The organism is Thermopolyspora flexuosa, from assembly GCF_006716785.1.
In the GTDB taxonomy this organism is placed as follows: Bacteria; Actinomycetota; Actinomycetes; order Streptosporangiales; family Streptosporangiaceae; genus Thermopolyspora; species Thermopolyspora flexuosa.
In genome coordinates this window covers 218,629-242,511 of record NZ_VFPQ01000002.1, presented here as the reverse complement: position 1 = coordinate 242,511, position 23,883 = coordinate 218,629, and the positions used below count along the sequence as shown (strand labels likewise).

The following is a 23,883-nucleotide window of genomic DNA, read 5'->3' as shown; positions in this document are numbered from 1 at the left end:
TGGGGATAACCCCACCCCGGAAGTGTCCCTTGCGCCAACGCGCCCGGCCCGGTCGGCCACCTACCGTGAGCGGCATGCCGATTATCGAAGTCACCCACCTGGCCAAGCGGTACGGCGAGCACGTCGCCGTACGCGACGTCTCGTTCTCCGTGGCGGAGGGCGAGATCTTCGGGATCGTGGGCCGCAACGGGGCCGGCAAGACCACCACCGTGGAGTGCGTGGCCGGGCTGCGGCGGCCCGACTCCGGCACGATCGTCGTCGACGGCCTCGACCCGCGCGAGGACCGCGCCGAGCTCACCCGCCGCCTCGGGGTGCAGCTGCAGAGCAGCGCCCTGCCGGACAGGATCACGGTGCGCGAGGCGGTGCGCATGTTCGCCTCCTTCCACGGCCACCGCGTCTCCGCCGACGCGCTCATCGAGCAGGTGGGCCTCGGCGAGAAGCGGGACGCCCGGTACGGCCGGCTCTCCGGCGGCCAGAAGCAGCGGCTGTCGATCGCGCTCGCCCTGGTCGGCGCACCGCGCGTGGCCATCCTCGACGAGCTGACCACCGGCCTCGACCCGCAGGCGCGGCGGGACACCTGGGAGCTGATCGAGCAGATCCGCGACCAGGGCATCACCGTCGTGCTCGTCACCCACTTCATGGAGGAGGCCGAGCGGCTGTGCGACCGCGTCGCCCTCATCCACGGCGGGGTGGTCGCGGCGCTCGACACTCCCGCCGGGCTGATCCGGCGGGCCGGGGTCGGCGAGCGGGTCACGTTCACGCCCTCGGCGCCCGTGGATCGGGACGTGCTCAGCGGGCTCGACGGCGTGCGCGAGGTGGTCGTCGACCGGCGCGGGCGCGTCGTGGTGACCGGCGACGTCGACGTGACCGGCACGGTCGTGGCCGAGCTCGCCGGGGCCGGCGTGCGCGTCACCGACCTGCGGGTCGAGCGTCCCACCCTCGACGCCGCCTTCCTCGCCCTCACCGGCGCCCCGGCCGAGGCCGCCTGAGCCCTCCACGTCACCGGGCGCCGCCGTACCGATCACCGGCCCGCCGCCGCCCCGAGGCCGCTTCCGCAAGGGCGGCGCGATCACGGCCGGGCCCGCCGGATCCGCGTCACGGATCCACGGGCCGAACCTCGACCCTCGCCCCCTCTTTCAGCCGCACTCGGACGTCGCCGTACCGCGATCCGGCCCGTACCGATCCCGCCATACCGATCCAGCCGTACCGGTCCAGCCGTACCGGTCCATCCACCGGCTCCGCGCCCGCCCGGGCGTGCCGTACGTCCCCCGCCGGGCCTGACCCTCGCTCACCGCGGCGCTCGCTGCGCCCACACCCACCGTTCGACCACCGGAAGGCCGACATGAGTCACCCGTCCACCGTCACGGCCACCGCCACGCCGCCCCGCCCGGCCCGGCCCCTGCCGACGCTCGTCGCGGTCGAGGCGAAGCTGATCCTCCGCGACCCGATGGCGGTCGGGCTGCCGCTGCTGCTGCCCCTGGCACTGCTGCTCATCCTCGGCGGCGCCATCCCCGACTTCAACCGCCCGCTGCCGGAGCTCGGCGGGGCTCGGCTGATCGACGCCTACTACCCGGCGATGATGGCGCTGCTGTCGATCGCCATCATCGGCACCTCGCTGCTGCCGTCCGTGTTCGCCACCTACCGGGAGACCGGCGTGCTGCGCCGCATGTCCACCACCCCGGTCGGCCCCGCGCGCATGATCGCCGCCCAGCTGATCGTGTCGCTCGGCATGGGCGTCGTCGCGCTCACCGCGATGGTCGTCGGCGGCCACCTCGTGCTCGACGCCAGGATCCCCGAGCGGCCGTTCGCCTTCGCCGGGATCGTGCTGCTCGGCATGGCCACGCTGTACACGATCGGGCTGCTGCTCGGCTCGCTCGCGCCGAGCGGGCGCGCCGCCCCCGGCATCGGGGCCGCGGCCATGTTCCCGCTGCTCTTCCTCGGCGGCGTGTGGGTGCCCCGGCAGAGCATGCCGGAGGCGCTCGCCGTGATCAGCCGGTTCTCGCCCACCGGCCCGTTCGGCGAGTCGCTGCACGCCGCCTGGAGCGGCGCGGCGATCCCGGCGGAGGCGGTGCTGGTGCTCGCCGCCTGGCTGCTCGTCGCCGCCGGGCTCGCGGTCCGGCTGTTCCGCTGGGAGTGAGTACGGCACGGCGGGCGGCGGGCCACGGCGGGGAGGCGTGGCCCGCCGCCATATTTGACCGATCGTTCCAGTAAGTGTTAGCGTCGGGCCGTGGCGAGGAGCAAGGAGTTCGATCCCGAGGCCGCGCTCGACGCCGCGCTGGAGCTGTTCTGGGAGCGCGGGTACGAGGCGACCAGCATGGCCGACCTGGTCGAGCACCTGGGGGTGGCGCGGGCCAGCCTGTACGCCACCTTCGGCAACAAGCACGACCTGTACCTGGCGGCGCTCAACCGCTACCTGCGGACCCGCTCCCCCAACCCGATCGAGGCGCTGTCCCGGCCGGGGCCGGCGCTGCCCGCCATCCGGGCCCTGGTCGAGCTGTACGCCGAGGAGGGCGTCGCGGACTCCCGGCGGCGGGGCTGCATGATCGTCAACGCCGCGGCCGAGCTGCTGCCGAAGGACCCGAGCGTGACCCGGTTCGTCGAGTCGAGCTGGGCGGCGCTGGAGACCGCGCTGACCTCGGCGCTCTACCGCGCCAAGGCCCAGGGGGAGATCGGCCCGGACAGCGACCCGGTGGCGCTGGGGCGTTTCCTCCTCGTCGTGCTCCAGGGGCTGCGGATCATGGCCAAGGGCTCGCCCGATCCGGCCCGGCTGCGGGACGCGGCCGCGCAGGCGCTGCGCCTGCTCGCCTAGTCCCGCCTTTTTGTGCGCTGATTCTGGAATGAACTGTCGGGTAACTTAGGACGCCGGATGACGTCGACGACCACCCGCGCGCGGGCCCACCGCGTCGTCTTCCCGCTGCTCGGCGCGGTGCAGGTCACGCTGATCGCCGCGATCACCCTGCTCGCCGTACCGCTGCCCGCGATCCAGCGCGAGTTCGGCCTCGCCCAGGGCGAGCTCGCGCTGCTCAGCTCCGGGTACGGCCTCGCGTTCGGCGGCCTGCTGCTGCTCGGCGGCAGGCTCGCCGACCTGCGCGGCGCGCACCGCACGCTCCGCGCCGGCCTCGCCCTCTTCGGCGCGGCCGGGCTCGCGGGGGCGCTCGCCCCGGCCTTCGGCGTGCTGCTCGCCGCCCGGCTCGCCCAGGGCGCCGGGGCCGCGCTCGCCGCGCCCGCCGCGCTGGCGCTGGTCACCCGTCTCCACCCGGAGGGGCCGCGCCGGGCCCGGGCGCTCGCGGTGTGGGGCACGCTCTCGGTGAGCGGCGCGGTCGGCGGCAGCCTGCTGTCCGGCCTGGTCGCGAGCGTCGCCTCGTGGCGCTGGTGCCTGCTCCTCCCGGTCGCGGTCGCCGCCGCCGGCCTGCTGTCCCGGTCGGTCCGCCACGCCGGCGCCCCCGCGGCGGTCTCCCCCGGCGCCGCCGGGGGAGACCGGGAACGGCTCGACCTGCCCGGGGCGCTGCTCGGCACCGGCGGCCTCGTGCTGCTCGGCCACGGCCTGCTCACCGCGACCGGCCCGGCCCCGGCCGTCGCCGGGCTCGCCCTGCTCGCCGCCTTCACGGCCGTCGAGTCCCGTACGGCCCGGCCGCTGCTGCCGCCGCGCATGCTCGTCGACCGGGCCCGTCGGGTCGCGCTGCCGGTGATCCTGGTCACCGCGGCGGCGAGCGCGGCCACCATGTTCTTCCTCTCGCTCTACTTCCAGCAGGTCCGCGGCATGTCGGCGGCGCAGACCAGCGCCGCGTTCCTGCCCAACCTGCTCGTCCTCGGCACCGGCCCGGCCGCGGCCCGGGCGATCGGCCGGTTCGGGCCGCGCGCCGCCACGGTCGCCGGGCTGCTGATCGCGGCGGCCGCGATGCCGCCGCTCGCCACCCTCGCCCCGGGCACCCCGTGGCCCGCGATCGTGCTCGTCGCGCTGCCGCTGTTCGCCGCCGGCTCCGGACTCGCCCTCGCCGGGGCGACGGTCATCGGCATGTCCGGCACCCCGCCGCACCGGGCCGGGCTCGCCGGAGGGCTGATCAACACCGCGATGGAGGTGGGGCCGACCGTGGGGCTCGCCGTACTCGTGGCGATCGCCTCGGCCCGCACCGCGGCGCTCGGCTGCCCGGGCGGGGTCGCCGCCGGATGCGGCGCGGCGGCCGTGACGGGCGGCTACGCGCTCGCCTTCGGGACGATCGGCGCCGCCTTCCTCCTCGTCGCGGCGTTCGCCGCGATCACCAGGACCCCGGACAGGAACACCGATGCGCACCGCAAGGAGGTCGCCGGATGAGGTTCACCGACAGGATCGTGCTGATCACCGGGGGCGGGACCGGCGCGGGCCGGGTCCTCGCCGAGGACTTCGCCCGGGAGGGCGCCACCGTGGTCGTCGCCGGACGGACCGCGGAGACGCTCGACGGCACCGTCAAGGCGATCGAGGCCGAGGGCGGCCGGGCCGAGGCGATCGTCGCCGACGTGCGCCGGGCCGCGGACGTCGCCGCCCTCGTCGACCGGATCGTCCGGCGGCACCGCAGGCTCGACGTCGCGGTCAACAACGCGGGCGTGCTGTTCGCGGGCCCGGTGGCCGAGATGCCGGAGGAGGACTGGCGGGCGGTGTTCGACACCAACGTGCACGGCGTCTTCCTCTGCATGAAGTACGAGATCGCCGCGATGCGCGCCCAGCCCGGCGGCGGGACGATCGTCAACGTAAGCTCGGTCGTCGGCCCGTACCTCCGGGTGCCCGGCATGGCCGCGTACGGCGCGGCCAAGGCGGCGGTCAGCGCGCTCACCCGCACCGCCGCGCTCGAGTACATCCGCGACGGGGTGCGGATCAACGCGGTCACGCCGGGCCCGATGGACACCCCGATGTCGCTGCGCCCCGGCGAGACCGAGGCGGACCGCGCCGAGCGGGTCAGGCGCGAGCTGCCCGCCGGGCGGGTGGGCTCGCTCGCCGAGTTCTCCGCCGCGGTCCGCCACCTCGCCTCCCCCGAGTCCGCGTTCACCGTGGGCCATGACCTCGTGCTCGACGGCGGCGCCACCGCCTGAGCAGGCACCGCGCGAGACGCCCGGCCGCCCGCCCGCGCGCGGGCCCGGCGCGCCCCGCGGGCGGCCCGTGGGGAGGCGCTGTCAGTGCGCCATGTCGACGAACCGGCTGTAGTGGCCCTGGAAGGCGACGGTCACGGTGGCCGTGGGGCCGTTGCGGTGCTTGGCGACGATGAGGTCGGCCTCGCCCGCCCGCGGCGACTCCCGCTCGTAGGCGTCCTCGCGGTGCAGCAGGATGACCACGTCCGCGTCCTGCTCGATCGAGCCCGACTCGCGCAGGTCGCTCACCTGCGGGCGCTTGTCCGTGCGCTGCTCCGGGCCGCGGTTGAGCTGGGAGATCGCGACGACCGGGACCTCCAGCTCCTTGGCGAGCAGCTTGAGGGCACGGGAGATCTCGGAGACCTCCTGCTGCCGGCTCTCCACCTTCTTCGGGGAGCTCATGAGCTGGAGGTAGTCGACGATGACGAAGCGCAGGTCGTGCTTCTGCTTGAGGCGGCGGCACTTCGCCCGGATCTCCATCATCGACATGTTCGGCGAGTCGTCGATGAAGAGCGGGGCGTCGGCGACCTCGCTCATCCGGCGGGCGAGCCGCGTCCAGTCGTCGTCGTTCATCATGCCCGACCGCATGGTGTGCAGCGGGACCTTCGCCTCGGCCGACAGCAGCCGCATGGTGATCTCGTTCCGCGACATCTCCAGCGAGAACACCACGGTGGTCAGGCCGTGTTTGATCGCGGCGGAGCGGGCGAAGTCGAGGCCGAGCGTCGACTTGCCGATCGCGGGCCGCGCGGCCACCACGATCATCTGGCCCGGGTGGAGGCCGTTGGTGAGCGCGTCGAGGTCGGCGAACCCGGTGGGCACCCCGGAGAGCTGGCCGCTGCGGCTGCCGATCGCCTCGATCTCGTCGAGCGCGCCGGGCATGATCTCGGAGAGCGGGAGGAAGTCCTCCGAGGTGCGGCGCTCGGTGACCTTGAAGATCTCGGCCTGGGCACGGTCGACCAGCTCGTCGACGTCCTGGCCCTGCCCGCCGTAGCCGTACGAGACGATGCGGGTGCCCGCCTCGATGAGGCGGCGCAGGATCGCCTGCTCGCGCACGATCTTCGCGTAGTAGCCCGCGTTCGCGGCCGTGGGCACGACGGCGGTGAGCGTGTGCAGGTACGGCGCGCCGCCGATACGGGTGACCTCCCCGCGGCTGGCCAGCTCGTCGAAGACGGTGACCACGTCGGCCGGCTCGCCCCGGGCGTACAGGTCGACGATGGCGTCGTAAATGATCTGATGGGCCGGGCGGTAGAAGTCCTCGGACCGCAGCACCTCGATGACGTCGGCGATCGCGTCCTTGGACAGCAGCATGCCGCCGAGCACGGACTGTTCGGCCTCGATGTTGTGGGGTGGCGTTCGCTCGAACGACGTGTCGTAGACAGGAGGCTCCGCGATGCTCATCTCAACCCCCTCCCGAACAGGCCGCCCCCCAGATCTAGCGGACCGGTGTGACAGTTTTCCGAACCCCCCGGGCGCGCGGCAAAGCCCCGCTGTGGAGAAGCTGTGGATAACCTGTGAGCTTCCGCGCCACAGGTGTGGGCAGCCTGGGGACAAGGCTGGGGATAACTCGGCGGGCGGATCCACAAAGCCGTGATGACCTGCGAAAACTTCATCCACCGCCTGTGGATGAAAGAAAGTCGGGCGACACGCCGGAACGCCGCCGCCGGGCGCCGCCGGCCCTCCCGCGGCACCCGGGGAGACACCTGGGGACAGAGGGCGCACCGAGCGATAAACCGGTGGAGAGCACGCCGCGCGACCGGCCACAATGCTCGGGTGCCTGGTACCGCCCCCAAGGGCGGCGGACGCGTCCACGACCGGGAGATCCTGCGCCTCGCGATCCCCGCGTTCGGCGCGCTCGTCGCCGAGCCGCTCTTCCTCCTCGCCGACTACGCGATCGTGGGCCGCCTCGGCACCGTCGCACTCGGTGCCCTCGGGGTGGCCGGCACCGTGCTCACCACGCTCGTCAACCTGTGCGTCTTCCTCGCCTACGCGACCACCGCCCAGGTGGCCCGCCGGATCGGCGCGGGCGACCGGCGCGAGGCCCTGCGCTGGGGCATCGACGGGCTGTGGCTCGCCGCGGCCATCGGGATCGTGCTCGCCGTACTCGGCGTGCCGTTCGCCCCCGCGCTCGTCGAGCCGTTCGGCGCGTCCCCCGAGCTCGCCGCCGAGGCGGTCACCTACCTGCGGATCAGCCTGCTCGGCACCCCCGCGATGCTGCTCGTGCTCGCGGGCACCGGGGTGCTGCGCGGCCTGCAGGACACCCTCACCCCGCTCGTGGTGTCGATCGCCGGGTTCACGCTGAACGCGGCGCTCAACGCGTGGTTCGTGCTCGGCCTCGGCTGGGGCATCGCCGGGTCGGCGTGGGGCACGGTGATCGCGCAGGTGCTCTCCGCCGCCGCCTACCTCGTCGTGGTGTTGCGCGGGGCGCGGCGGGAGGGCGTGCCGCTGCGGCCCCGGCTCGCGGGGGTGCGCACCTCGGGCGCGGCCGGGTTCGCGCTGTTCATCCGCACCGTCGGGCTGCGCGTGGTGCTCGCGCTCGCGACCGCGGTGGCCGCCCGCATGGGCGACGCCCCGGTCGCCGCGCACGGCATCGCCTTCCAGGTGTGGACACTGCTCGCCTACGCCCTCGACGCGATCGCGATCGCCGGGCAGGCGATCACCGGGCGCACCCTCGGCGCCGGGGACGTCGCGGCGACCCGGGCCGCCACCGCCCGCATGGTCACCTGGGGCATCGGCGCGGGCGTCGTGTTCGGCGTCGTGCTCTGCGTGGCGCGGCCGTGGATCCCCGGGCTGTTCGACGCCGACGCCGCGGTCACCGAGGAGCTGCTCGCGGTGCTGTGGCTCGTCGCCCTGCTCCAGCCGGTGGCGGGCGTGGTCTTCGTGCTCGACGGCGTGCTCATCGGCGCGGGCGACCAGCGCTTCCTCGCCTGGGCCCAGGTGGCCGCGGCCGTGGCCTTCCTGCCCGCCGTACTGCTCGTGGTCGTGCTCGGCACCGGGCTCGTCTCGCTCTGGGTGGCGCTGGGAATCTGGATGATCGCACGTTTGATCGCGCTTTCCGCACGGGCGCGGGGTACCGCGTGGTTGGTCACCGGCGCGTGACTGAGGTTTTTTCACGGCGCAACGCGCACGTGACACCGAAAGGCTTGTCAGAAACGCGCAGCTGAGGCAGGGTAAATCGCACCGTCACCAATCGGAGTGATTTGCCCGTTGCGCCGCGAATCGACCCACCCCTCAACCTCATTACTGCGCCGTCTCCCCGCGAGCGAGGCGACCGGGAAGCGGACGGGGGCCCGCCACCGCCTCGTCACGATCTACCACCGGCGCGACCTCATCGTGCTCGGACTCGGCGTCATGATCGGCGCCGGCATCTTCACCATCGCCGGACGGCAGGCCGCCTCCATGGCGGGCCCGGGCGTGATCCTTTCATTCATGATCGCGGGCATTTGCAGCCTGCTCGCCGCTTTCTGTTACGCCGAACTCACCTCGACGATCCCGGCGTCCGGCAGCGCCTACACGTTCACCTACGTGATTTTCGGTGAGCTGTGGGCGTGGGTGATCGGTTGGTCGCTGATCCTCGAAATGATGCTCGCCGCCAGCGTGGTGGCGCGCGCGTGGTCGCTGATCTTCGGACGGTTTCTCACCGATCTCAATGTCGCCGTGCCCGCGCCGCTCGCCGGCGTCGTCGGGCAGGTCGAGGGGTTCGACCTGCCGAGCCTGGTCATCCTTGCCCTGCTCACCGGGATCGTCGCGCTCGGCGCCCGGTTCGGCCTGCGCACGCTGTGGCTGATCGTGTGCCTGAAACTGATCGCGATCGGCGGCGTGATCGTCTTCGGCGTGCGGCACATCGACCCCGCCAACCTCGCGGCGATCCCGGCCCCGGAGGCCCCCGCGCCCGAGGAGGCCCGGGACACGCTCCACACCACGATCATCGGCCTGCTCGTCGGCGAGACCGACGCGTTCGGCTGGTACGGCATCCTCGCCGCCACGCCCGCGATCGTGTTCGCCTACATCGGCTGGGACATCGTCGCCACCGCGGCGGAGGAGACGATCGAGCCCCGCCGTACCATGCCGGAGGGCATGATCCGCAGCCTCGTGCTCACCACGGTCATCTACATCGCGGTGGCCGTGGTCATGGTCGGCATGGTGCCGTACACCAGGATCGACCCCGAGACGCCGCTCGCCTCCGCGTTCCGGCTGGTCGGCGACGACTTCATGGTCCACGTGATCAACATCGGCGGCGTGCTCGGCCTCACCACGGTCATCCTCGTGCTGCTCGTCGGCCAGACCCGCATCGTGTTCTCCATGGCCCGGGACGGCCTGCTGCCGCGCTCGCTGAGCCGGCTCAGCCGCTGGCGCAGCCCGTCCACCGCCACCCTCGTGCTCGGCGGCTGCGCGATGGTGCTCGCCCAGACCGTGCCGGTGTTCGCGCTCGAGCAGCTCGTGGTGATCGGCACGCTGTTCGCGTTCCTGTTCGTCGCGATCGGGGTGATCGCGATGAACCGCAGCATGCCCGACCTGCCGCGCGGCTTCCGCACCCCGATGCAGCCGTTCGTGCCCGCGCTCTCGGCCGCCACGACGCTGTGGCTCATGCTCAACCTCCAGGTGTTCACCTGGCTCGCCTTCGCCGTGTGGATGGCGGCCGGCCTGCTCATCTACCTCGCGTACGGCAGGCGGCACAGCATGCTCGCCCCGGGCGCCTACCACGAGCCGCCGCCCGAGCCCCGGCCGCGGCCCGAGCCCTGGCGGCGGTCCCCGCGTGGCCCCGGCTACGGCCTCGGTTCCGACCCTGGCCATGGCCCCGGTCCCGGCTATGGCCCCGACCCCGGGTACGGACCCGGCCCCGGATCCGGGTACGGACCCGGTTCCGGCCACGGGCCCGGCACCCCGCCGGGCGGCGGGCGCTCCGGCCCTCCCCCGCCGCGCCGTCCCGGTCGCGGCCGGCACCGCCGCTGATCCGCACCCGGAAACGCGCGGCGCCCCCTCCCCGGGCGGGAAGGGGGCGCGGCGGTGCAGAGCCTTGTCTGAGAGGCTCGGCCGGGACCGGTGGCCCCGGCCGGACGACCGAGCACGTCAGGCGGCGACGACCTCGATCTCGATGTTCGCGGAGACCTCCGGGTGGAGGCGGACCGAGACGGTGTGCCGGCCCAGGCTCTTGATCGGGTTGCCGATCTCGATGCGGCGGCGGTCGAGCTCGGGGCCGCCCGCGGCCTTCACGGCCTCGACGATGTCCTTGGTGGTCACCGAGCCGAACAGCCGGCCGCCCTCGCCGGCCCGCATCGCCAGCTTGACCTGCAGCCGGCCGAGCTGCTCGGCGACCTCCTGGGCGGCGCCGAGGTCGCGGATGGCCCGCGCCTCGCGGGCCTTGCGGATGGAGGCGATCTGGGACTCGGCGCCGCGGGTCCAGCGGATCGCGTAGCCGCGCGGCAGCAGGTAGTTCCGGCCGTAGCCGTCCTTGACCTCAACCACGTCGCCGGGCGCGCCGAGGCCGGAGACCTCGTTGGTGAGAATGAGCTTCATATCCCAGAGACCTCCTGTCAGCGAGCCGTGCTCGTGTACGGCAGCAGGGCCATCTCGCGCGCGTTCTTGATCGCCGTCGCCACGTCGCGCTGGTGCTGGGTGCAGTTACCGGTCACCCGGCGGGCACGGATCTTGCCGCGGTCGGAGATGAACTTCCGCAGCAGCGTCGTGTCCTTGTAGTCGACGTAGGCGATCTTTTCGTGGCAGAACAGGCAAACCTTCTTCTTCGGCTTGCGCAGTGCCGGCTTCGCCATCATGGTGCTCCTTCGTGAGAGCCCCGCACCAGGGCGGGAATGGTCGCTCGGTTGCTGGTCGGACGTGCGCCCCGGTGGGGCGCGGACTCGGTTGTCGGGGTGGTGCCGGGCCTAGAAGGGCGGCTCGTCGCTCAGGTCACCGCCGAAGCCGCCGCCACCGCCCTGCGGCCCGTAGGAGCCGGGCGGGGCGGGCGTGGCGGTCGCCCACGGGTCGTCGACCGGCCCCCCGCCGAAGCCGCCGCCCTGCCGCGTGGTCTTGTTGACCTTCGCGGTGGCGTTGCGCAGCGACGGGCCGACCTCGTCGACCTCGACCTCGTAGACGGTGCGGCGCTCGCCCTCCTTGGTCTCGTACGAACGCTGCCTGAGCCGACCGTAGACGATCACCCGCATGCCGCGCGTCAGGCTCTCCGCGACGTTCTCCGCCGCCTGACGCCAGATGTTGCAGGTGAGGAACAGCGCCTCGCCGTCCTTCCACTCGCCCGTCTGGCGGTCCATGTACCGCGGAGTGGACGCGATGCGGAACCGGGCCACCGCCTGCCCCGTGGGGGTGAAGCGCAGCTCGGGGTCGTCGACGAGGTTGCCGACGATGGTGATCATGGTGTCGCCTGCCATGAGTGGCGCCTTCCTGCACTGCTTGCTCGGTCAGGGCACAGGGTACGGCCAGCGGCCGACAAAGTCGGACGGTTTCCGCCGCTCGCCGGGGATCGGACGGCGTTCCCACGGTTTCCGGCCACCCGTTCCGGGCGATCCGTACTCGTGCGTGCCGCCGTGTCCGATGCACCGGGTCCGACCACACCGGGTCCGACGCCGCGGCCCGGGCGTCGCCCCCGTGGCTCAGTGCGCTCGGTGCACGTCTCAGTGCACGTCGGGACGGATGACCTTGGTGCGCAGCACGCCCTCGTTCAGGTTGAGCTGACGGTCCAGCTCCTTCACCGCGGCGGGCGAGCAGTTCAGGTCGATGACGGCGTAGATGCCCTCCGACTTCTTCTTGATGTCGTAGGCGAGCCGCCGCCGGCCCCACACCTCGACCTTCTCGACCTGGCCGCCGTCCTCGCGGACGACGCCGAGGAACTGGTCGAGCGACGGCGCGACCGTGCGCTCGTCGAGGGACGGGTCCAGGATGACCATCACTTCGTAGCGACGCATGGACTCCAAACCTCCTTTGGACTTTCGCGGCCACGACACGGTGCCGTGACAGGAGGACGCTGCACTGACGCGGCCCGCCCGCTCTCGGGCGGCGCCGCGGGCGTGCCACGAGCACGCCGGACGCAGCCGGTTCAGCGTACCAGTTTCCGCAGGCGATGCCGGTCCGCGCGGGTTTCCCGGCCGCATCCCCGGGAAGTCGCGGGGAACGCGGACGGCGGTCCGCGCAGACCACAGGGAACGCGGGGATCAGGAAAGAGGGTGACCTCCGTGGCTCGCACCACCGACCGGCCGCGCCGCAGGTTCCGGGTCCACTTCAACACCGACGACCGGCGCCACCCGATCGAGAACGCGCTGTCGGTCACCGCGTTCGTGCTCGGCGTGCTCGCCCTGGTCACCGGGCCCATCGTCGACCTGCACGTCATCGCCTCGTGGGCGGGCGTGCTCGGCTTCCCGACCGGCCTGTACGCCCAGTACATCTCGGTGACCACGACCGAGCGCAGCCTCAACGTGATCGGCCTCGTCGGCTCGTTCGTCGGCGCGGCGCTCGGCATCTACCACGGCGGCTTCTTCCCGTGACCCACCGCGCCCCGGCCCACCGGACGGTACGGCGGGCCGGGGCGGCCGGCCGGGACCGGCGGCGGACCCGCCGGGACGTGCGCCGCGCCGGGTGGGCGCGGGGCGGCCCGGAGGGCTAGGTTGGGGGCATGGTGCGCATTGGGGCTCATGTCGATCAGGACGACCCGCTGGGGCAGGCGGCCGAGCGCGGGGCCGAGGTCGTGCAGTTCTTCCTCGGCGACCCGCAGGGCTGGAAGGGGCCGGTGCTCCCGGCCACGGCCGACGCGATCCGGGCGTCCGACGTCGACGTCTACATCCACGCGCCCTATGTGATCAACGTGGCGACGGCGAACAACCGCATCCGCATCCCCAGCCGCAAGCTGCTCGCGGCGCACCTCGAGGCCGCCGCCGCGCTGGGCGCGAAGGGCCTCGTGGTGCACGGCGGGCACGTCGGCAAGGACGACGACCCGCAGGTCGGGTTCGACAACTGGCGCAAGGTGTTCGAGCGCATGGAGTGCCCGATCCCGGTGCTCATCGAGAACACCGCGGGCGGCGGCAACGCGATGGCGCGGAAGCTCGACCGCATCGCCCGCCTGTGGGACGCGCTCGACGGCTTCGACGTGGGCTTCTGCCTCGACACCTGCCACGCGCACGCGGGCGGCGAGGACCTGGCCGACGTGGTCGACCGGGTGAAGGCGATCACCGGCCGGATCGACCTGATCCACTGCAACGACTCGCGCGACGCGTTCGGCTCCGGCGCCGACCGGCACGCGAACCTGGGGAAGGGCACGATCGACCCCGAGCTGATCGTCGCGGTGTGCCGGGCCGCGGGGGCGCCGATCGTGGTGGAGACGCCCGGCCCCGGCCAGGCCGCGGACATCGCGTTCCTCCGCGAGCGTCTGGGCTAGCCCACGGGCGCGCCCGGGCGATACGGGTCCCTGTGGAATTACACACCCGAAGATCCACAGTCTGTGGATAACTTCTCTGGATTGTTACGCACCGGCCGTGGACGATCGCGCGGATCCCGCGGATCCGGGCACCTCATCCCGCCCAGGCGCCCTGCAGGAAGGCCAGCGTGTTCAGCACCATGAGCGGCGCGGCGACCGCGCCGTACACCGCCATGACCCATGGGCGCCGCGCCGCCACCTGGCCGACCGCGATCCACACCGGCCACCACAGCAGCATCGACCGCGGGATCGACAGGTAGTACGCCGAGCAGAGCAGCGCGGCGAGCTGCAGCCCGACGTACACGACGTCGCTCCACCGCCGCAGCACGAGCAGCCAGACGAGGACCGCCACGCCCACCACGGCCCCGGCGATCTCCATCCGGAACGCCCAGGCGAACCGCCCGTCCGCGGTGGCCTGCTCCCAGGTGGTGAGGAACGACTCCCACGGCCACACCAGCGTCCGGCCCCACCCCGCCTCCTGGGCGTGCTTCCAGGCGAGCAGGTCCCCGGTCCGCAGGTACTGGTAGGCCGAGTAGAGCACGAGCGGCACGAACGGCACCACCAGCCAGCCGGGCCCGCCCCCGGCCCGCCGCCACCAGGCCCCCGCGGCGGCCCTCGGCTCCCCGGCCGCCCCCGGCTCGCCCTCCCCCACCGGTACGGCTGTCGCCCCGCCCGGCGCCGACCCCACGCGCAGCGGCCGCCGCGCACCGGCGGTGGCGGCCACCGCCGCCTGCGCCGCCCGCCGCCGCCCGGCGGCCACGTACTCGACGATCAGCGCGCAGCCGAGGAACAGCCCGGTGATGCGCACGCACGAGGCCCCGGCCGCGAGCAGGCAGGCGAGCCGCCACCGGTCCTGCCGGGCCGCGAGCCAGGCCGGGATCGCGAACGCGAGGAACAGCGCCTCGCTGTACCCGGCGAACAGGAACACCGAGGTCGGGCAGAGCAACAGCGCGAGCACCGCCCACCGCCCGGTGCCGGGCGGCCCGGCCAGCTCGCCGAGGCGGGACAGCGCGACCATCGCCACGCCCCCGGCGACGAGCGAGATGAGCACCCCGGCGAGCACCCAGTCCGGCACGATCACGTGCACCGCCCGGAGCGCGAGCGGCTGGCCCGGGAAGAACGCGGGCAGGCCGGCGTCCGGCGGCTGCGCCGGGTCACCGCCGTACCCGAACCGCGCGATCTCGATGAGGTGCTCGGCGTCCCACCGTCGCAGCCGGTCGAGGAACGGCGGAAGCCGCTGGTCCTGGAAGAGCATCGCCGCGCCCACCGTGCCGAGCACGATGACGCCGAGCCGGGTCGCCAGCCAGAGCAGCAGCGCCTCCCAGTCCGGCTCGCGCAACCGATCCACATACGGCCACCCGACCCTTCGCCACCGCATCGCCCGCCGCCGGTCGCCGAGCCCCACCCGCGGTCCGCCTCCGGCTCACCAGCGCGCCGCCGGGTACACCGCCCGGCCGGACGCCAGGTCGAGCACGAACCGGTCCTCGGCCCGGTCGAACACCCCGCCCCACGGATCGTCCACGCCGCCCTGCCGTACCAGGTCCCGCTCGGGGTGCAGGATGTCCCGCACCACGAGCGCCATGAGGAACGCGACGGCGAGCGCGCGGGCCCACACCGCGGTGAAGTACGTGTCGGCGCTGATGCCGAGGGCCTCCTGCTCCGGGGAGAGCGCGACGAGGTAGAGCCAGATCGCCAGGAAGTACCAGATCTCGGCGAGCTGCCACAGCACCAGCGGCCCCCGGTTCGGCCGGGCGAGCACCGCGAGCGGCACCAGCCACAGCACGAACTGCGGCGACCACACCTTGTTGGTGAGCAGGAACGCGCCGAGCACGAGGAAACACAGCTGCGCCAGCCGGGGCCGCCGGGGCGCGGCGAGCCCGAGCACCGCGATCCCCGTGCACAGCAGCGCGAGGGAGACCACGCCGAGCGTGTCGAGCAGCTCCGGGTCACCGAGGATCGGCCAGTTCTTGTTCTGGAAGAAGTACCACAGCGACCCCCAGTCGGCGGGCCGTTCCTCGCTGAACACGTAGAACCGCTTCCAGCCGTCGAAGGCGAGCAGCGCGATCGGCAGGTTGACGAGCAGCCAGGCCCCGGCCGCGCCGCCGAGCGCGGTCAGGAACGGCCGCCACAGCCGGGTGCGCATGGTGAGCACGAGCAGCGCCCCGAACAGCACGAGCGGGTAGAACTTGGTCGCCACCGCGAGGCCGAGCAGCACCCCGGCGAGCAGCGGGCGGCGGCGCGACCAGGCGAACAGGCCGCCGAGGGTGAGCGCGCCGCACAGCAGGTCCCAGTTGATGTACGCGGTGAGGATCACGCCGGGCGCGAGCGCGAACCACAGCGCGTCGCTCCGCCGCCCCGGCCCGGCGAGCGCCGCGGTGAGCAGCACGCCCGCCAGCAGGCAGACCGCCATGAGGAACGCGGTGACGTCGTAGAACAGCACGCCGCCGGCCGGGTCGGCGGCCGTCGGGGTGTGCAGCAGGCCGACGATCCGGCGGCCGAGCTCCATCACGAAGCCGATGCCCACCGGGTACTCGACCGGGTGGCCGAAGTACGGCACGGCGCCCTCGGCGAGCCGCTCGTTCCACCACAGCGGATAGATGTCCGTGTAGCAGAAGTTGAGGAACTGCCCGGCGTTGTCGTTCCACGCCCCGCCGTACCGGCACGGCGCCTTCCACAGGTACGCGAGCAGCGCGCCGAGCACGGCGAAGATGCCGAACGGCAGGTACGGCGCGAGCCGCCGCGACCACGGAACGGCCGGCCGGGGGCCGTCGGACCGCACGGTCGACGTCCCCCGCTCCGTCTCGCTCATGCCCGGCCTCCCCGGTGGCTCTCGGCCCGCGGCGGCCACCCGCCGCGGGGCGCGTTCCCGCCCGTCACCCTTCGCCGGCCGGCCGTGCCTCGTGCCCCGCCGGACCGGCGTTGTTGAGCAGGCCGCCGTCCATCAACGTACCGTCCTCCGGCGATCCCGGCTGGTCGCCGAAGTTGTCGTTGCCGAAGCCGGGGTCGCCGAAGCCGTCGTCGCCGCCGAAGCCACCGTTGCCGCCGCCACCGCCGGTGCAGCCGAAGTCGCCGGGGAGGCACTCCGTGCCGCCGGGGTCGCCGAACGGGTCCTCCGGATCGGGGGTCGGCTTCGGCTCGGGCTTCGCCACCAGGTTGTGCTCCTCGCCCGCGAACACGGCCGTGGGCAGCGGCTTGGGCTCCTTGTTCGCCATCGCCGCGATCATGAAGTCCCGCCAGATGTGGGACGGCGTGCCGCCACCGGCGATGCCGCCGGGCAGCGGCACCTCCTTCGGCAGCGGGACGCCGTTGGCGTCGCGGAGCACCTTGCCGGTCTTCGGGTCGGTCTGCGGCACCTCCTTGTACATGCCGACCGCGGCGGAGACGTGGGCGCTGTACCCGACGAACCAGGCCTCCTTGCTGTCGTCGTTGGTACCGGTCTTGCCCGCGATCTCGTGCCCCGGCACGGTCAGGCCCCGGGCGGTGCCGGACTTGACGACCTCCTTCAGCGCGTACGTCACGTCGGCGGCGGTGTCCGGGCTGATCACCTGGGTCGCCGGGATGTTCTCCTTGTAGGCGACCTTGCCGTCGACCGTCTTCACCGAGATGACCACGTGCGGGGCGTAGTGCTTGCCGCCGTTGACGAACATGCTGTAGCCGCCCGCCTGCTGCACCGGCGTGACGAGGTTCGAGCCGATGGACAGCGCGTAGGAGTGGTCCCGGCGGGCCTGCTCGAGGTTCTTCCGGCTGAGGCCCGCCTGCTCGGCGATCTTGATCACCGCGTCGAGGCCGACCTCCTGGGCCATCGTGGCGAACGCGGTGTTCACCGACTCGGCGGTGGCCTTGTCGATGCGGACCGCCGGGCCGACGTCGTGCGAGTTCTTGATCGGCCGGGTGCCGGGGAGCTCCACCGGGCCCTTGCCGGACACGTAGCTGCGCACGCTGTAGCCCGCCTCGAGCCAGGCGGCGAGCACGTACGGCTTGAACGCCGAGGCCGCCTGCTTCTGCGCGTCGAAGGCGTTGTTGACGAAGCCGTACCGCTTGTTCAGGTAGTCCCGGCCGCTGTAGAAGGCGATCACGCGGCCGTTGTTCGGGTCGACCGCGGCCATGATCGCGCGCACGTACTTGTCGCCGAGCGGCTTGAGGTTCTTCTCGACGGCCTCCTTCGCCGCCTTCATCAGCCGCCGGTCGAAGGTGGTGACGATGCGGTAGCCGCCGGTGTGCAGGTCCTCCTCGGAGATCGAGGCGCGCTCCTTCAGCTCCCGCTTGACGATGTCGATCATGTAGCCGCGGATGCCGCGGTAGATCTCGGTGTCGTCCTTCTTCGCGATCTTCGGGAACTTCGCCGTGTTGAGCAGGTTGCCGTACTTCTGCGGGTCGACGTCCGTCGCCATCCCCTTGATGACGTACTCGAACCGCTCCTTGGTCGGCGCCCAGTTGCCCGACTGCTCGGCGCGGTCGAACCGGTCGGGGTTCTGGATGCGGCCCGCGAGGTACGCGCCCTCGGCGACGGTGAGCTTGCTGACGTCCTTCTTGAAGAAGGCCTGGGCGGCGGCCTGGATGCCGTACGCGCCGCGGCCGAAGTAGATGGTGTTGAGGTAGTTCTGAAGGATCTCGTCCTTCGTCATCTCGCGGTCGGCGCGGATCGCGACGAAGATCTCCTTGATCTTCCGGGTCACCGACCGCTCCTGGCTGAGGCCGTCGTAGTAGTTGCGGACCATCTGCTGGGTGATGGTCGACGCACCCTGGATCTGCTGGCCGGTGACCGTCATCCACACCGACCGGGCGATGCCCTTGAGGTCGATGCCGGCGTCGGTGCGGAAGGACCGGTTCTCCGCGGAGATCACCGCGTCCTGCACGTGCAGCGGGACCTTGCTGATCGGCACGATCTCCCGCTTACGGCCGAGCCGCGCGATCTCGGTCTTGCCGTCCCGGTAGTAGATGATCGAGCCCTGCGCGAGCGCCTGCTCCTGCTTCACCACCGGGAGCGGCGTGTTGGCGTAGGCGACCGCGACCATGCCGAACACGCCGGCGACGAGCACCGCGATCGAGGCGAGCACGATCTTCCAGCTCGGAATGAACCGGCGCCAGCCGGTACGGCGCGGCTCGTCGTCGAGCTCGTCGTCGAACCCGTCGTCACCGCCGAACCCGCCACCGCCGCCGCCCCGGCCGCCGCGGCCCCGGCCCGGGCCGTCCGGTCCGTGCGGGCCGCCTGGGCCGTCCATCGCGTTGGCGCGCCGCCGCCCCGGAACGGTCCGCCCCTCGGCGCCGTGCCGCATCACCTGCGTGGCCTGGGCGCCCGGGTCGGCCGCCGGGCCGGGCCTGCCGCCCGCCCCGTGCCGCATCACCTGGGTCGCCTGGGCGCCGGGGTCCGCCGCCGGGCCGGGCCTGCCGCCCGCCCCGTGCCGCATCACCTGGGTCGCCTGGGCGCCGGGGTCCGCCGCCGGTGCGCCGGGGGCAGCCCTGCGGCCCGCCGGGGCGCCCGCCATGGGCGCGCGGCCCGGCGGCGGCGCCTGGGGGGCGCGGCCAGGCGCGCCGCCGCGCACCGGTCCGGAGTCGGGGACCGCGGCCATCGCCTGGGTGTCCTCGTAGGCCGCCTCGGGCCGCCGCTGCTGCTGCGGCCGCGGCGCGCCGGGCGAACCCGTGACGGCACGGCCCCCGGCGGGGCCTGCCTGGCGCGGCGCCGGACCGGCGGTGCGGGGGTACATCGGCTGCTCACCGCCGTACGGCTGGCTCGTCGTGGATCCCTGGGGCGGGCGACGGCGCCGCCCCGCAGGTGCCGACGCACCGGGCCGCCCCTCGACGTGGCCGGGGCGCCCGCTCGGCTCGGGGCCGTAGCTGTTGTAACTCACGGGTCCTCGTTCGGTCCTTGGCGGTCTGCGGTCACCACATCACTCGGCAGGGCGAGAGCGTACCCCGACAAACCGGGCCTGTGAGACAGGAAAGGATCCTCCGCGATCCTCCGCCTCGGGCCCGGTCCTCCGGCCCGCTCCGTCGCGGCCCGGCGGGCCCGCCCCCGCCGAGGATGGATGAGAACGTCAGTTGTGCCGAGAACAACATTGGCAGACGCCGGGACCGCAGGCCGGGGAATTCAGGGGATTCGCAGGCCGTCCCGCCGTCGCAAGGCCGCAGGTGAGCCGTACCGTAGCGCTCCGGACGCGATCGGTGATCACGGGGCACCCGCCACGACGGAAATGACCGAAAGGTGCTCCCGAGTGTCGTACGTCACGTTCTTCCCGCGCTCCGCCGGGCAAAGAAGTGATCTCGGAACCCCGTGTGCGCCCCGCGCCCTGCCCTAAACCATGATTGCGCGATATGTCGGCCCGACGTATCCTCGTGATGTATCAGGGCGATACATCGGGAGGATAGGCCGAGCACGAGGCGGGAGGTGGTTCCAGTGGCCGGCGCGCGAAGCGAGGTGCTGGAGCTGGCCGTGCTCGGGTGCCTGCACGAGACCCCCCTGCACGGCTATGAGCTGCGTAAACGTCTGAACGCGCTGCTCGGTATGTTCCGTGCCTTCTCTTATGGGTCGCTCTATCCGTGCCTACGGCAGCTCCTCGCCAAAGGGCTGATCGCCGAGGAGCGCCCGGCCGACGCCCCGCCACTCACCGGCCGCCGCTCGAAGATCGTCTACAAGCTGACCGCGGAGGGGAAGGAACGCCTGCACGAGCTGCTCACCCAGTCCGGCCCGTCGGCCTGGGAGGACGAGGGCTTCGGCGTTCGCTTCGCCTTCTTCCGCCACACCGAGGCCGAGGTACGGCTGCGCATCCTGGAGGGCCGCCGCAGCCGCCTCGAGGAACGTCTGCACAGCGTCCGCACGGCTCTCGCCCGGACCCGTGAGCGCCTCGACAGCTACACGCTCGAACTGCACCGGCACGGTCTGGAGTCCGTTGAGCGCGAGGTGCGCTGGCTGAACGAACTCATCGCGACCGAGCGGCAGCAGGGCGCCGAGCGCAAGGACGACGCCGCGCACACCTCCGAGGAGGCCGGCACCCGGGACGGGCGGGATCGGCGGGCCGAGGAGCGGCCCAGTGATCGGCAGGGACTCCCGTCACCACCAGATGGTGCAGAGGCACCCAATTCCGATTGACACGATGACCATTAAGGAGCGAGTGCGATGGGTTCGGTGCGCGTAGCCATCGTCGGCGTCGGCAACTGTGCCGCGTCGCTGGTGCAGGGCGTGCATTACTACAAGGACGCCGACCCGGGCACCCGGGTACCGGGCCTGATGCACGTGCGGTTCGGCGACTACCACGTGGGCGACGTCGAGTTCGTCGCCGCGTTCGACGTGGACGCCAAGAAGGTCGGTCGTGACCTCTCCGAGGCCATCGTCGCCTCGGAGAACAACACCATCAAGATCTGTGACGTGCCCCCGCTGGGGGTGCCGGTGCAGCGCGGCCACACCTATGACGGCCTCGGCGAGTACTACCGCCAGGTCATCGACGAATCGGACGAGGACCCGGTCGACGTCGTCAAGGTGCTCAAGGAGACGCGGACCGACGTGCTCGTCTGCTACCTGCCCGTCGGCTCGGAGGAGGCGACCCGGTTCTACGCCCAGTGCGCCCTCGACGCCGGTGTGGCGTTCGTGAACGCGCTGCCGGTGTTCATCGCCTCCGACCCGGAGTGGGCCGACAAGTTCACCAAGGCCGGCGTGCCGATCGTGGGCGACGACATCAAGTCCCAGGTCGGCGCCACGATCACGCACCGCGTGCTGGCCAAGCTCTTCGAGGACCGCGGCGTTGAGCTGCTGCGCACGTACCAGCTCAACTTCGGCGGCAACATGGACTTCATGAACATGCTGGAGCGCTCGCGGCTCCAGTCGAAGAAGATCTCCAAGACCCAGTCGGTCACCTCGCAGATCCCGCACGAGATGAAGAAGGCGGACGTGCACATCGGCCCGTCCGACCACGTGCCGTGGCTCGACGACCGCAAGTGGGCCTACGTGCGCCTGGAGGGCCGCGCGTTCGGCGACGTGCCGCTCAACCTGGAGTACAAGCTCGAGGTGTGGGACTCGCCGAACTCGGCGGGCGTCATCATCGACGCCATCCGCGCGGCGAAGATCGCCAAGGACCGCGGCATCGGCGGCCCGCTGCTGTCCGCCTCCGCGTACTTCATGAAGTCGCCGCCGATCCAGTACTCCGACGACGAGGCCCTCGAGGCCGTGGAGAAGTTCATCCGCGGCGAGGTCGAGCGCTGACCTTCCGCGTCCCGGCGCGCCGGTGAGCCCGGCCGCCGTGACCAAGCCCGTGCCCCGGTCGCGCGGCCGCGCGCGGCCGGGGCCCTTTCGCGTGCCGGTACGGCACGGCCGCCGCGGGCGCCTGCGGCGGTTCAGCCGAGGCCGGCCCGGGCCGCGGGCGGCAGCGCGGACTCGTCCGCGACCGGCCAGGCGAGCGGGTCCGGCCCGAGCCGGTCGAGCAGCGGCACCTGGCGCCGGCACCACGGGGAGACCGGCGCCGCCTCGGGGGCGGGCCCGGTCCCGTCCGCGGGCGGGGCGAGCACGCCGGTGCGCACCGCGGCCGCGAACTCCGCCCAGGGCAGCCACCGCACGTCCGCGACCTCCGCGGGGTTCGGCCGCGGCGTGCCCGAGGTGACCGCCCGGTAGACCGGGCACAGCTCGTGCTCGACGGTGCCGTTCTCCATCGTCGCCCGGTACGAGAAGGTGGGCAGCAGCAGGTCGAGCGACCTCGCCTCGAGCCCCAGCTCGAACGCGAGCCGCCGGGCGACCGCGGCCGCCACCGGCTCGCCCGGCAGGGGGTGGCCGCAGCAGCTGTTCGTCCACACCCCGGGCCATGTGATCTTGTGGTGCGCACGGCGGCTCAGCAGCACCCGGCCGTCGTCGTCGAACACGTAGCACGAGAAGGCCAGGTGCAGCGGCGTCCGCGGCCCGTGCACGGCGCTCTTCGGCGCGCTGCCGACCGCCTGTCCCGCGGCGTCGACGAGCACGACCCGTTCCTCGGTCATCACACCTCGAGGGTAGGCCGTCACGAGACCGCGTCGAGCGCGTTGTGCCCGGGCGGGTACCGGGGGCCACTAGGCTGTGCGCGTGTCCTTCGTCTCCGATCTGCGTGTCGTCCTGCGAGGTCGGGACTTCAGACGCCTGTTCGGCACCCGCCTGGTCTCCCAGTTCTCCGACGGCATCTTCCAGTTCGCGGTCTACGGGTACGCGTTCTTCACCCCGGAGAACCAGACCAGCGCGGCCGAGGCCGCGGCGGCGTTCGCGGTGCTGCTGCTGCCGTACTCGATCCTCGGGCCGTTCGTCGGCGTCTTCATCGACCGCTGGCCACGGCGGCAGATCCTGGTGATCGGCCCCCTCGTCCGCGGGGCGCTGCTCGCGCTCGCCGCGGCCCTGCTCGCGGCCGGGGCGCCGGACGGGTACTTCTACGCGGTCGCGCTCGCCGTGCTCGGCGTCAACCGGTTCTTCCTCGCCGCGCTCGGGGCCTCGCTGCCGCACGTGGTGCCCGCGGATCGGCTGATGATGGCGAACTCGGTCACCCCCACCTCGGGCACGGTGGCGACGTTCCTCGGCGCCGGGGCGGGGTTCCTGCTGCGCCTGCTGTTCGGGCCGGGGACGAACGGCACCGCGCTGCTGCTCGTGGTGTCCGGCGTGGTGTTCGGCATGAGCGCGCTGGTGGCGAGCACGATGGAGCGCTCGCTGCTCGGCCCGTCGTACGACCCGAACCGGCCGCAGGCGCGCGAGGCGGTGCGGAACGTGCTGCGCGGGCTGGTCGACGGGGCCCGGCACGTGGCCCGGCGGCGCACCGCGGCGGCCGCGCTCGGCAGCATGGCGGCGCACCGGTTCTGGTACGGCATCGCGCTGGTGATGGCGGCGATGCTCTACCGCTTCTACTTCACCGACGGCGACGCCGAGGCCGGGCTCCTGCACGCCGGCGGGGTGGTGGCGACCTCGGGCGTCGGCTACTTCGCCGCCGCGTTCGTCACCCCGTGGGTGACCGAGCGCATGGCCATCCGGACCTGGGTCACCGTCGCGCTCGCCGCCGCCGGGATCCTGGAGCTCGCGCTCTGCCTGCCGTTCACGGAATGGGGCTTCCTCGTCGCGGGCTTCGTGCTCGGGCTCGCCGGGCAGTCGGTGAAGATCTGCGCCGACACCGTGGTGCAGCGCGACGTCGACGACCCCTACCTCGGCCGGGTCTTCTCCCTCTACGACATGCTGTTCAACGGCATGACCGTGGCCGCGGCCGCGGTGTCCGCGCTGTTCCTGCCCGCCGACGGCCGCTCGCACCTCGCGGTCGTCGTGATCGCGGCCGGCTACCTGCTCTCCGCGGTCGCCTACCGCGTCGTGACGGCGTCCGCCGGCCCGGCGAAGGGCGACCGGACCCCGCGCGCCCACGCCGAGGGCCCGGTCACCTGAC

The 23,883-nt window shown here is 72.9% G+C and carries 21 protein-coding genes; 12 read left to right on the top strand and 9 right to left on the bottom strand.

The window, feature by feature from the left end:
* Nucleotides 1–74 precede the first annotated feature (74 nt).
* From FHX40_RS23530 to FHX40_RS23510, 5 genes are all read left to right on the top strand, one after another.
* Complete coding sequence (locus FHX40_RS23530; protein WP_142262149.1) at nucleotides 75–989, top strand: ABC transporter ATP-binding protein; 915 nt, start codon at nucleotides 75–77, stop codon at nucleotides 987–989.
* A gap of 353 nt (nucleotides 990–1,342) precedes the next feature.
* Entirely contained in the window at nucleotides 1,343–2,137 is a 795-nt protein-coding gene (locus FHX40_RS23525) for an ABC transporter permease (protein ID WP_142262148.1), read from the top strand.
* A 90-nt stretch (nucleotides 2,138–2,227) separates the two neighbouring features.
* Nucleotides 2,228–2,809, top strand: coding sequence for a TetR/AcrR family transcriptional regulator (locus FHX40_RS23520; protein ID WP_142262147.1), 582 nt, complete (start codon nucleotides 2,228–2,230; stop codon nucleotides 2,807–2,809).
* Nucleotides 2,810–2,866: 57 nt separating this feature from the next.
* Complete coding sequence (locus tag FHX40_RS23515) at nucleotides 2,867–4,312, top strand: MFS transporter (protein WP_142262146.1); 1,446 nt, start codon at nucleotides 2,867–2,869, stop codon at nucleotides 4,310–4,312.
* Entirely contained in the window at nucleotides 4,309–5,064 is a 756-nt protein-coding gene (locus tag FHX40_RS23510) for an SDR family NAD(P)-dependent oxidoreductase (RefSeq protein ID WP_142262145.1), read from the top strand. The genes FHX40_RS23515 and FHX40_RS23510 overlap by 4 nt, the downstream gene beginning before the upstream one ends.
* A gap of 81 nt (nucleotides 5,065–5,145) precedes the next feature.
* On the opposite strand, the gene dnaB is transcribed toward FHX40_RS23510, so the two are convergent.
* Nucleotides 5,146–6,498, bottom strand: coding sequence for a replicative DNA helicase (gene dnaB, locus FHX40_RS23505; RefSeq protein ID WP_142262144.1), 1,353 nt, complete (start codon nucleotides 6,496–6,498; stop codon nucleotides 5,146–5,148).
* Nucleotides 6,499–6,870: 372 nt separating this feature from the next.
* Between dnaB and FHX40_RS23500 the strand changes: the two genes are divergently transcribed.
* On the top strand, nucleotides 6,871–8,196 hold the full coding sequence (locus FHX40_RS23500; RefSeq protein ID WP_229788456.1) for an MATE family efflux transporter: 1,326 nt from the start codon (nucleotides 6,871–6,873) through the stop codon (nucleotides 8,194–8,196).
* A gap of 108 nt (nucleotides 8,197–8,304) precedes the next feature.
* Nucleotides 8,305–10,050: an APC family permease gene (locus tag FHX40_RS23495; protein WP_229788457.1), complete on the top strand. Its 1,746-nt coding sequence runs from the start codon at nucleotides 8,305–8,307 to the stop codon at nucleotides 10,048–10,050.
* A 117-nt stretch (nucleotides 10,051–10,167) separates the two neighbouring features.
* On the opposite strand, the gene rplI is transcribed toward FHX40_RS23495, so the two are convergent.
* From rplI to rpsF, 4 genes are all read right to left on the bottom strand, one after another.
* Complete coding sequence (gene rplI, locus FHX40_RS23490; protein ID WP_142262143.1) at nucleotides 10,168–10,614, bottom strand: 50S ribosomal protein L9; 447 nt, start codon at nucleotides 10,612–10,614, stop codon at nucleotides 10,168–10,170.
* 17 nt (nucleotides 10,615–10,631) lie between these two features.
* A complete protein-coding gene (gene rpsR / locus FHX40_RS23485; RefSeq protein ID WP_142262142.1) occupies nucleotides 10,632–10,868 on the bottom strand; it encodes a 30S ribosomal protein S18 in 237 nt (78 codons plus the stop codon).
* A gap of 111 nt (nucleotides 10,869–10,979) precedes the next feature.
* On the bottom strand, nucleotides 10,980–11,480 hold the full coding sequence (locus tag FHX40_RS23480; protein WP_142262141.1) for a single-stranded DNA-binding protein: 501 nt from the start codon (nucleotides 11,478–11,480) through the stop codon (nucleotides 10,980–10,982).
* A gap of 243 nt (nucleotides 11,481–11,723) precedes the next feature.
* Nucleotides 11,724–12,014 (bottom strand): 30S ribosomal protein S6, encoded by a 291-nt coding sequence (gene rpsF / locus FHX40_RS23475; RefSeq protein WP_142262140.1) that lies wholly within the window; start codon nucleotides 12,012–12,014, stop codon nucleotides 11,724–11,726.
* 267 nt (nucleotides 12,015–12,281) lie between these two features.
* Here rpsF and FHX40_RS23470 point away from each other — a divergent pair, with 267 nt between their 5' ends.
* Together FHX40_RS23470 and FHX40_RS23465 are read left to right on the top strand one after the other, a co-directional pair.
* The gene (locus tag FHX40_RS23470; protein WP_142262362.1) at nucleotides 12,282–12,590 is read left to right on the top strand and encodes a hypothetical protein; all 309 of its coding nucleotides are present in this window, start codon (nucleotides 12,282–12,284) and stop codon (nucleotides 12,588–12,590) included.
* 128 nt (nucleotides 12,591–12,718) lie between these two features.
* A complete protein-coding gene (locus tag FHX40_RS23465; RefSeq protein WP_211350491.1) occupies nucleotides 12,719–13,477 on the top strand; it encodes a deoxyribonuclease IV in 759 nt (252 codons plus the stop codon).
* A gap of 133 nt (nucleotides 13,478–13,610) precedes the next feature.
* Here FHX40_RS23465 and FHX40_RS25955 read toward each other — a convergent pair whose 3' ends face one another.
* The 3 genes from FHX40_RS25955 to FHX40_RS23450 all read right to left on the bottom strand — a co-directional run bounded on the left by FHX40_RS25955 (nucleotide 13,611) and on the right by FHX40_RS23450 (nucleotide 19,365).
* The gene (locus FHX40_RS25955) at nucleotides 13,611–14,864 is read right to left on the bottom strand and encodes a mannosyltransferase family protein (protein ID WP_229788459.1); all 1,254 of its coding nucleotides are present in this window, start codon (nucleotides 14,862–14,864) and stop codon (nucleotides 13,611–13,613) included.
* A gap of 75 nt (nucleotides 14,865–14,939) precedes the next feature.
* On the bottom strand, nucleotides 14,940–16,325 hold the full coding sequence (locus FHX40_RS23455) for a glycosyltransferase family 87 protein (RefSeq protein ID WP_142262139.1): 1,386 nt from the start codon (nucleotides 16,323–16,325) through the stop codon (nucleotides 14,940–14,942).
* Between the two features lie 64 nt (nucleotides 16,326–16,389).
* Nucleotides 16,390–19,365, bottom strand: coding sequence for a transglycosylase domain-containing protein (locus FHX40_RS23450; protein WP_142262138.1), 2,976 nt, complete (start codon nucleotides 19,363–19,365; stop codon nucleotides 16,390–16,392).
* A gap of 545 nt (nucleotides 19,366–19,910) precedes the next feature.
* On the opposite strand from FHX40_RS23450, the gene FHX40_RS23445 reads away from it, so the two are divergent.
* Both FHX40_RS23445 and FHX40_RS23440 read left to right on the top strand, forming a co-directional pair.
* Nucleotides 19,911–20,603, top strand: coding sequence for a PadR family transcriptional regulator (locus tag FHX40_RS23445; RefSeq protein WP_142262137.1), 693 nt, complete (start codon nucleotides 19,911–19,913; stop codon nucleotides 20,601–20,603).
* 27 nt (nucleotides 20,604–20,630) lie between these two features.
* Complete coding sequence (locus tag FHX40_RS23440; protein WP_142262136.1) at nucleotides 20,631–21,710, top strand: inositol-3-phosphate synthase; 1,080 nt, start codon at nucleotides 20,631–20,633, stop codon at nucleotides 21,708–21,710.
* Between the two features lie 131 nt (nucleotides 21,711–21,841).
* Here FHX40_RS23440 and idi read toward each other — a convergent pair whose 3' ends face one another.
* On the bottom strand, nucleotides 21,842–22,474 hold the full coding sequence (idi, locus tag FHX40_RS23435) for an isopentenyl-diphosphate Delta-isomerase (RefSeq protein WP_142262135.1): 633 nt from the start codon (nucleotides 22,472–22,474) through the stop codon (nucleotides 21,842–21,844).
* Between the two features lie 82 nt (nucleotides 22,475–22,556).
* Between idi and FHX40_RS23430 the strand changes: the two genes are divergently transcribed.
* A complete protein-coding gene (locus FHX40_RS23430; protein WP_142262134.1) occupies nucleotides 22,557–23,882 on the top strand; it encodes an MFS transporter in 1,326 nt (441 codons plus the stop codon).
* The last annotated feature ends 1 nt before the right edge of the window (nucleotide 23,883 follow it).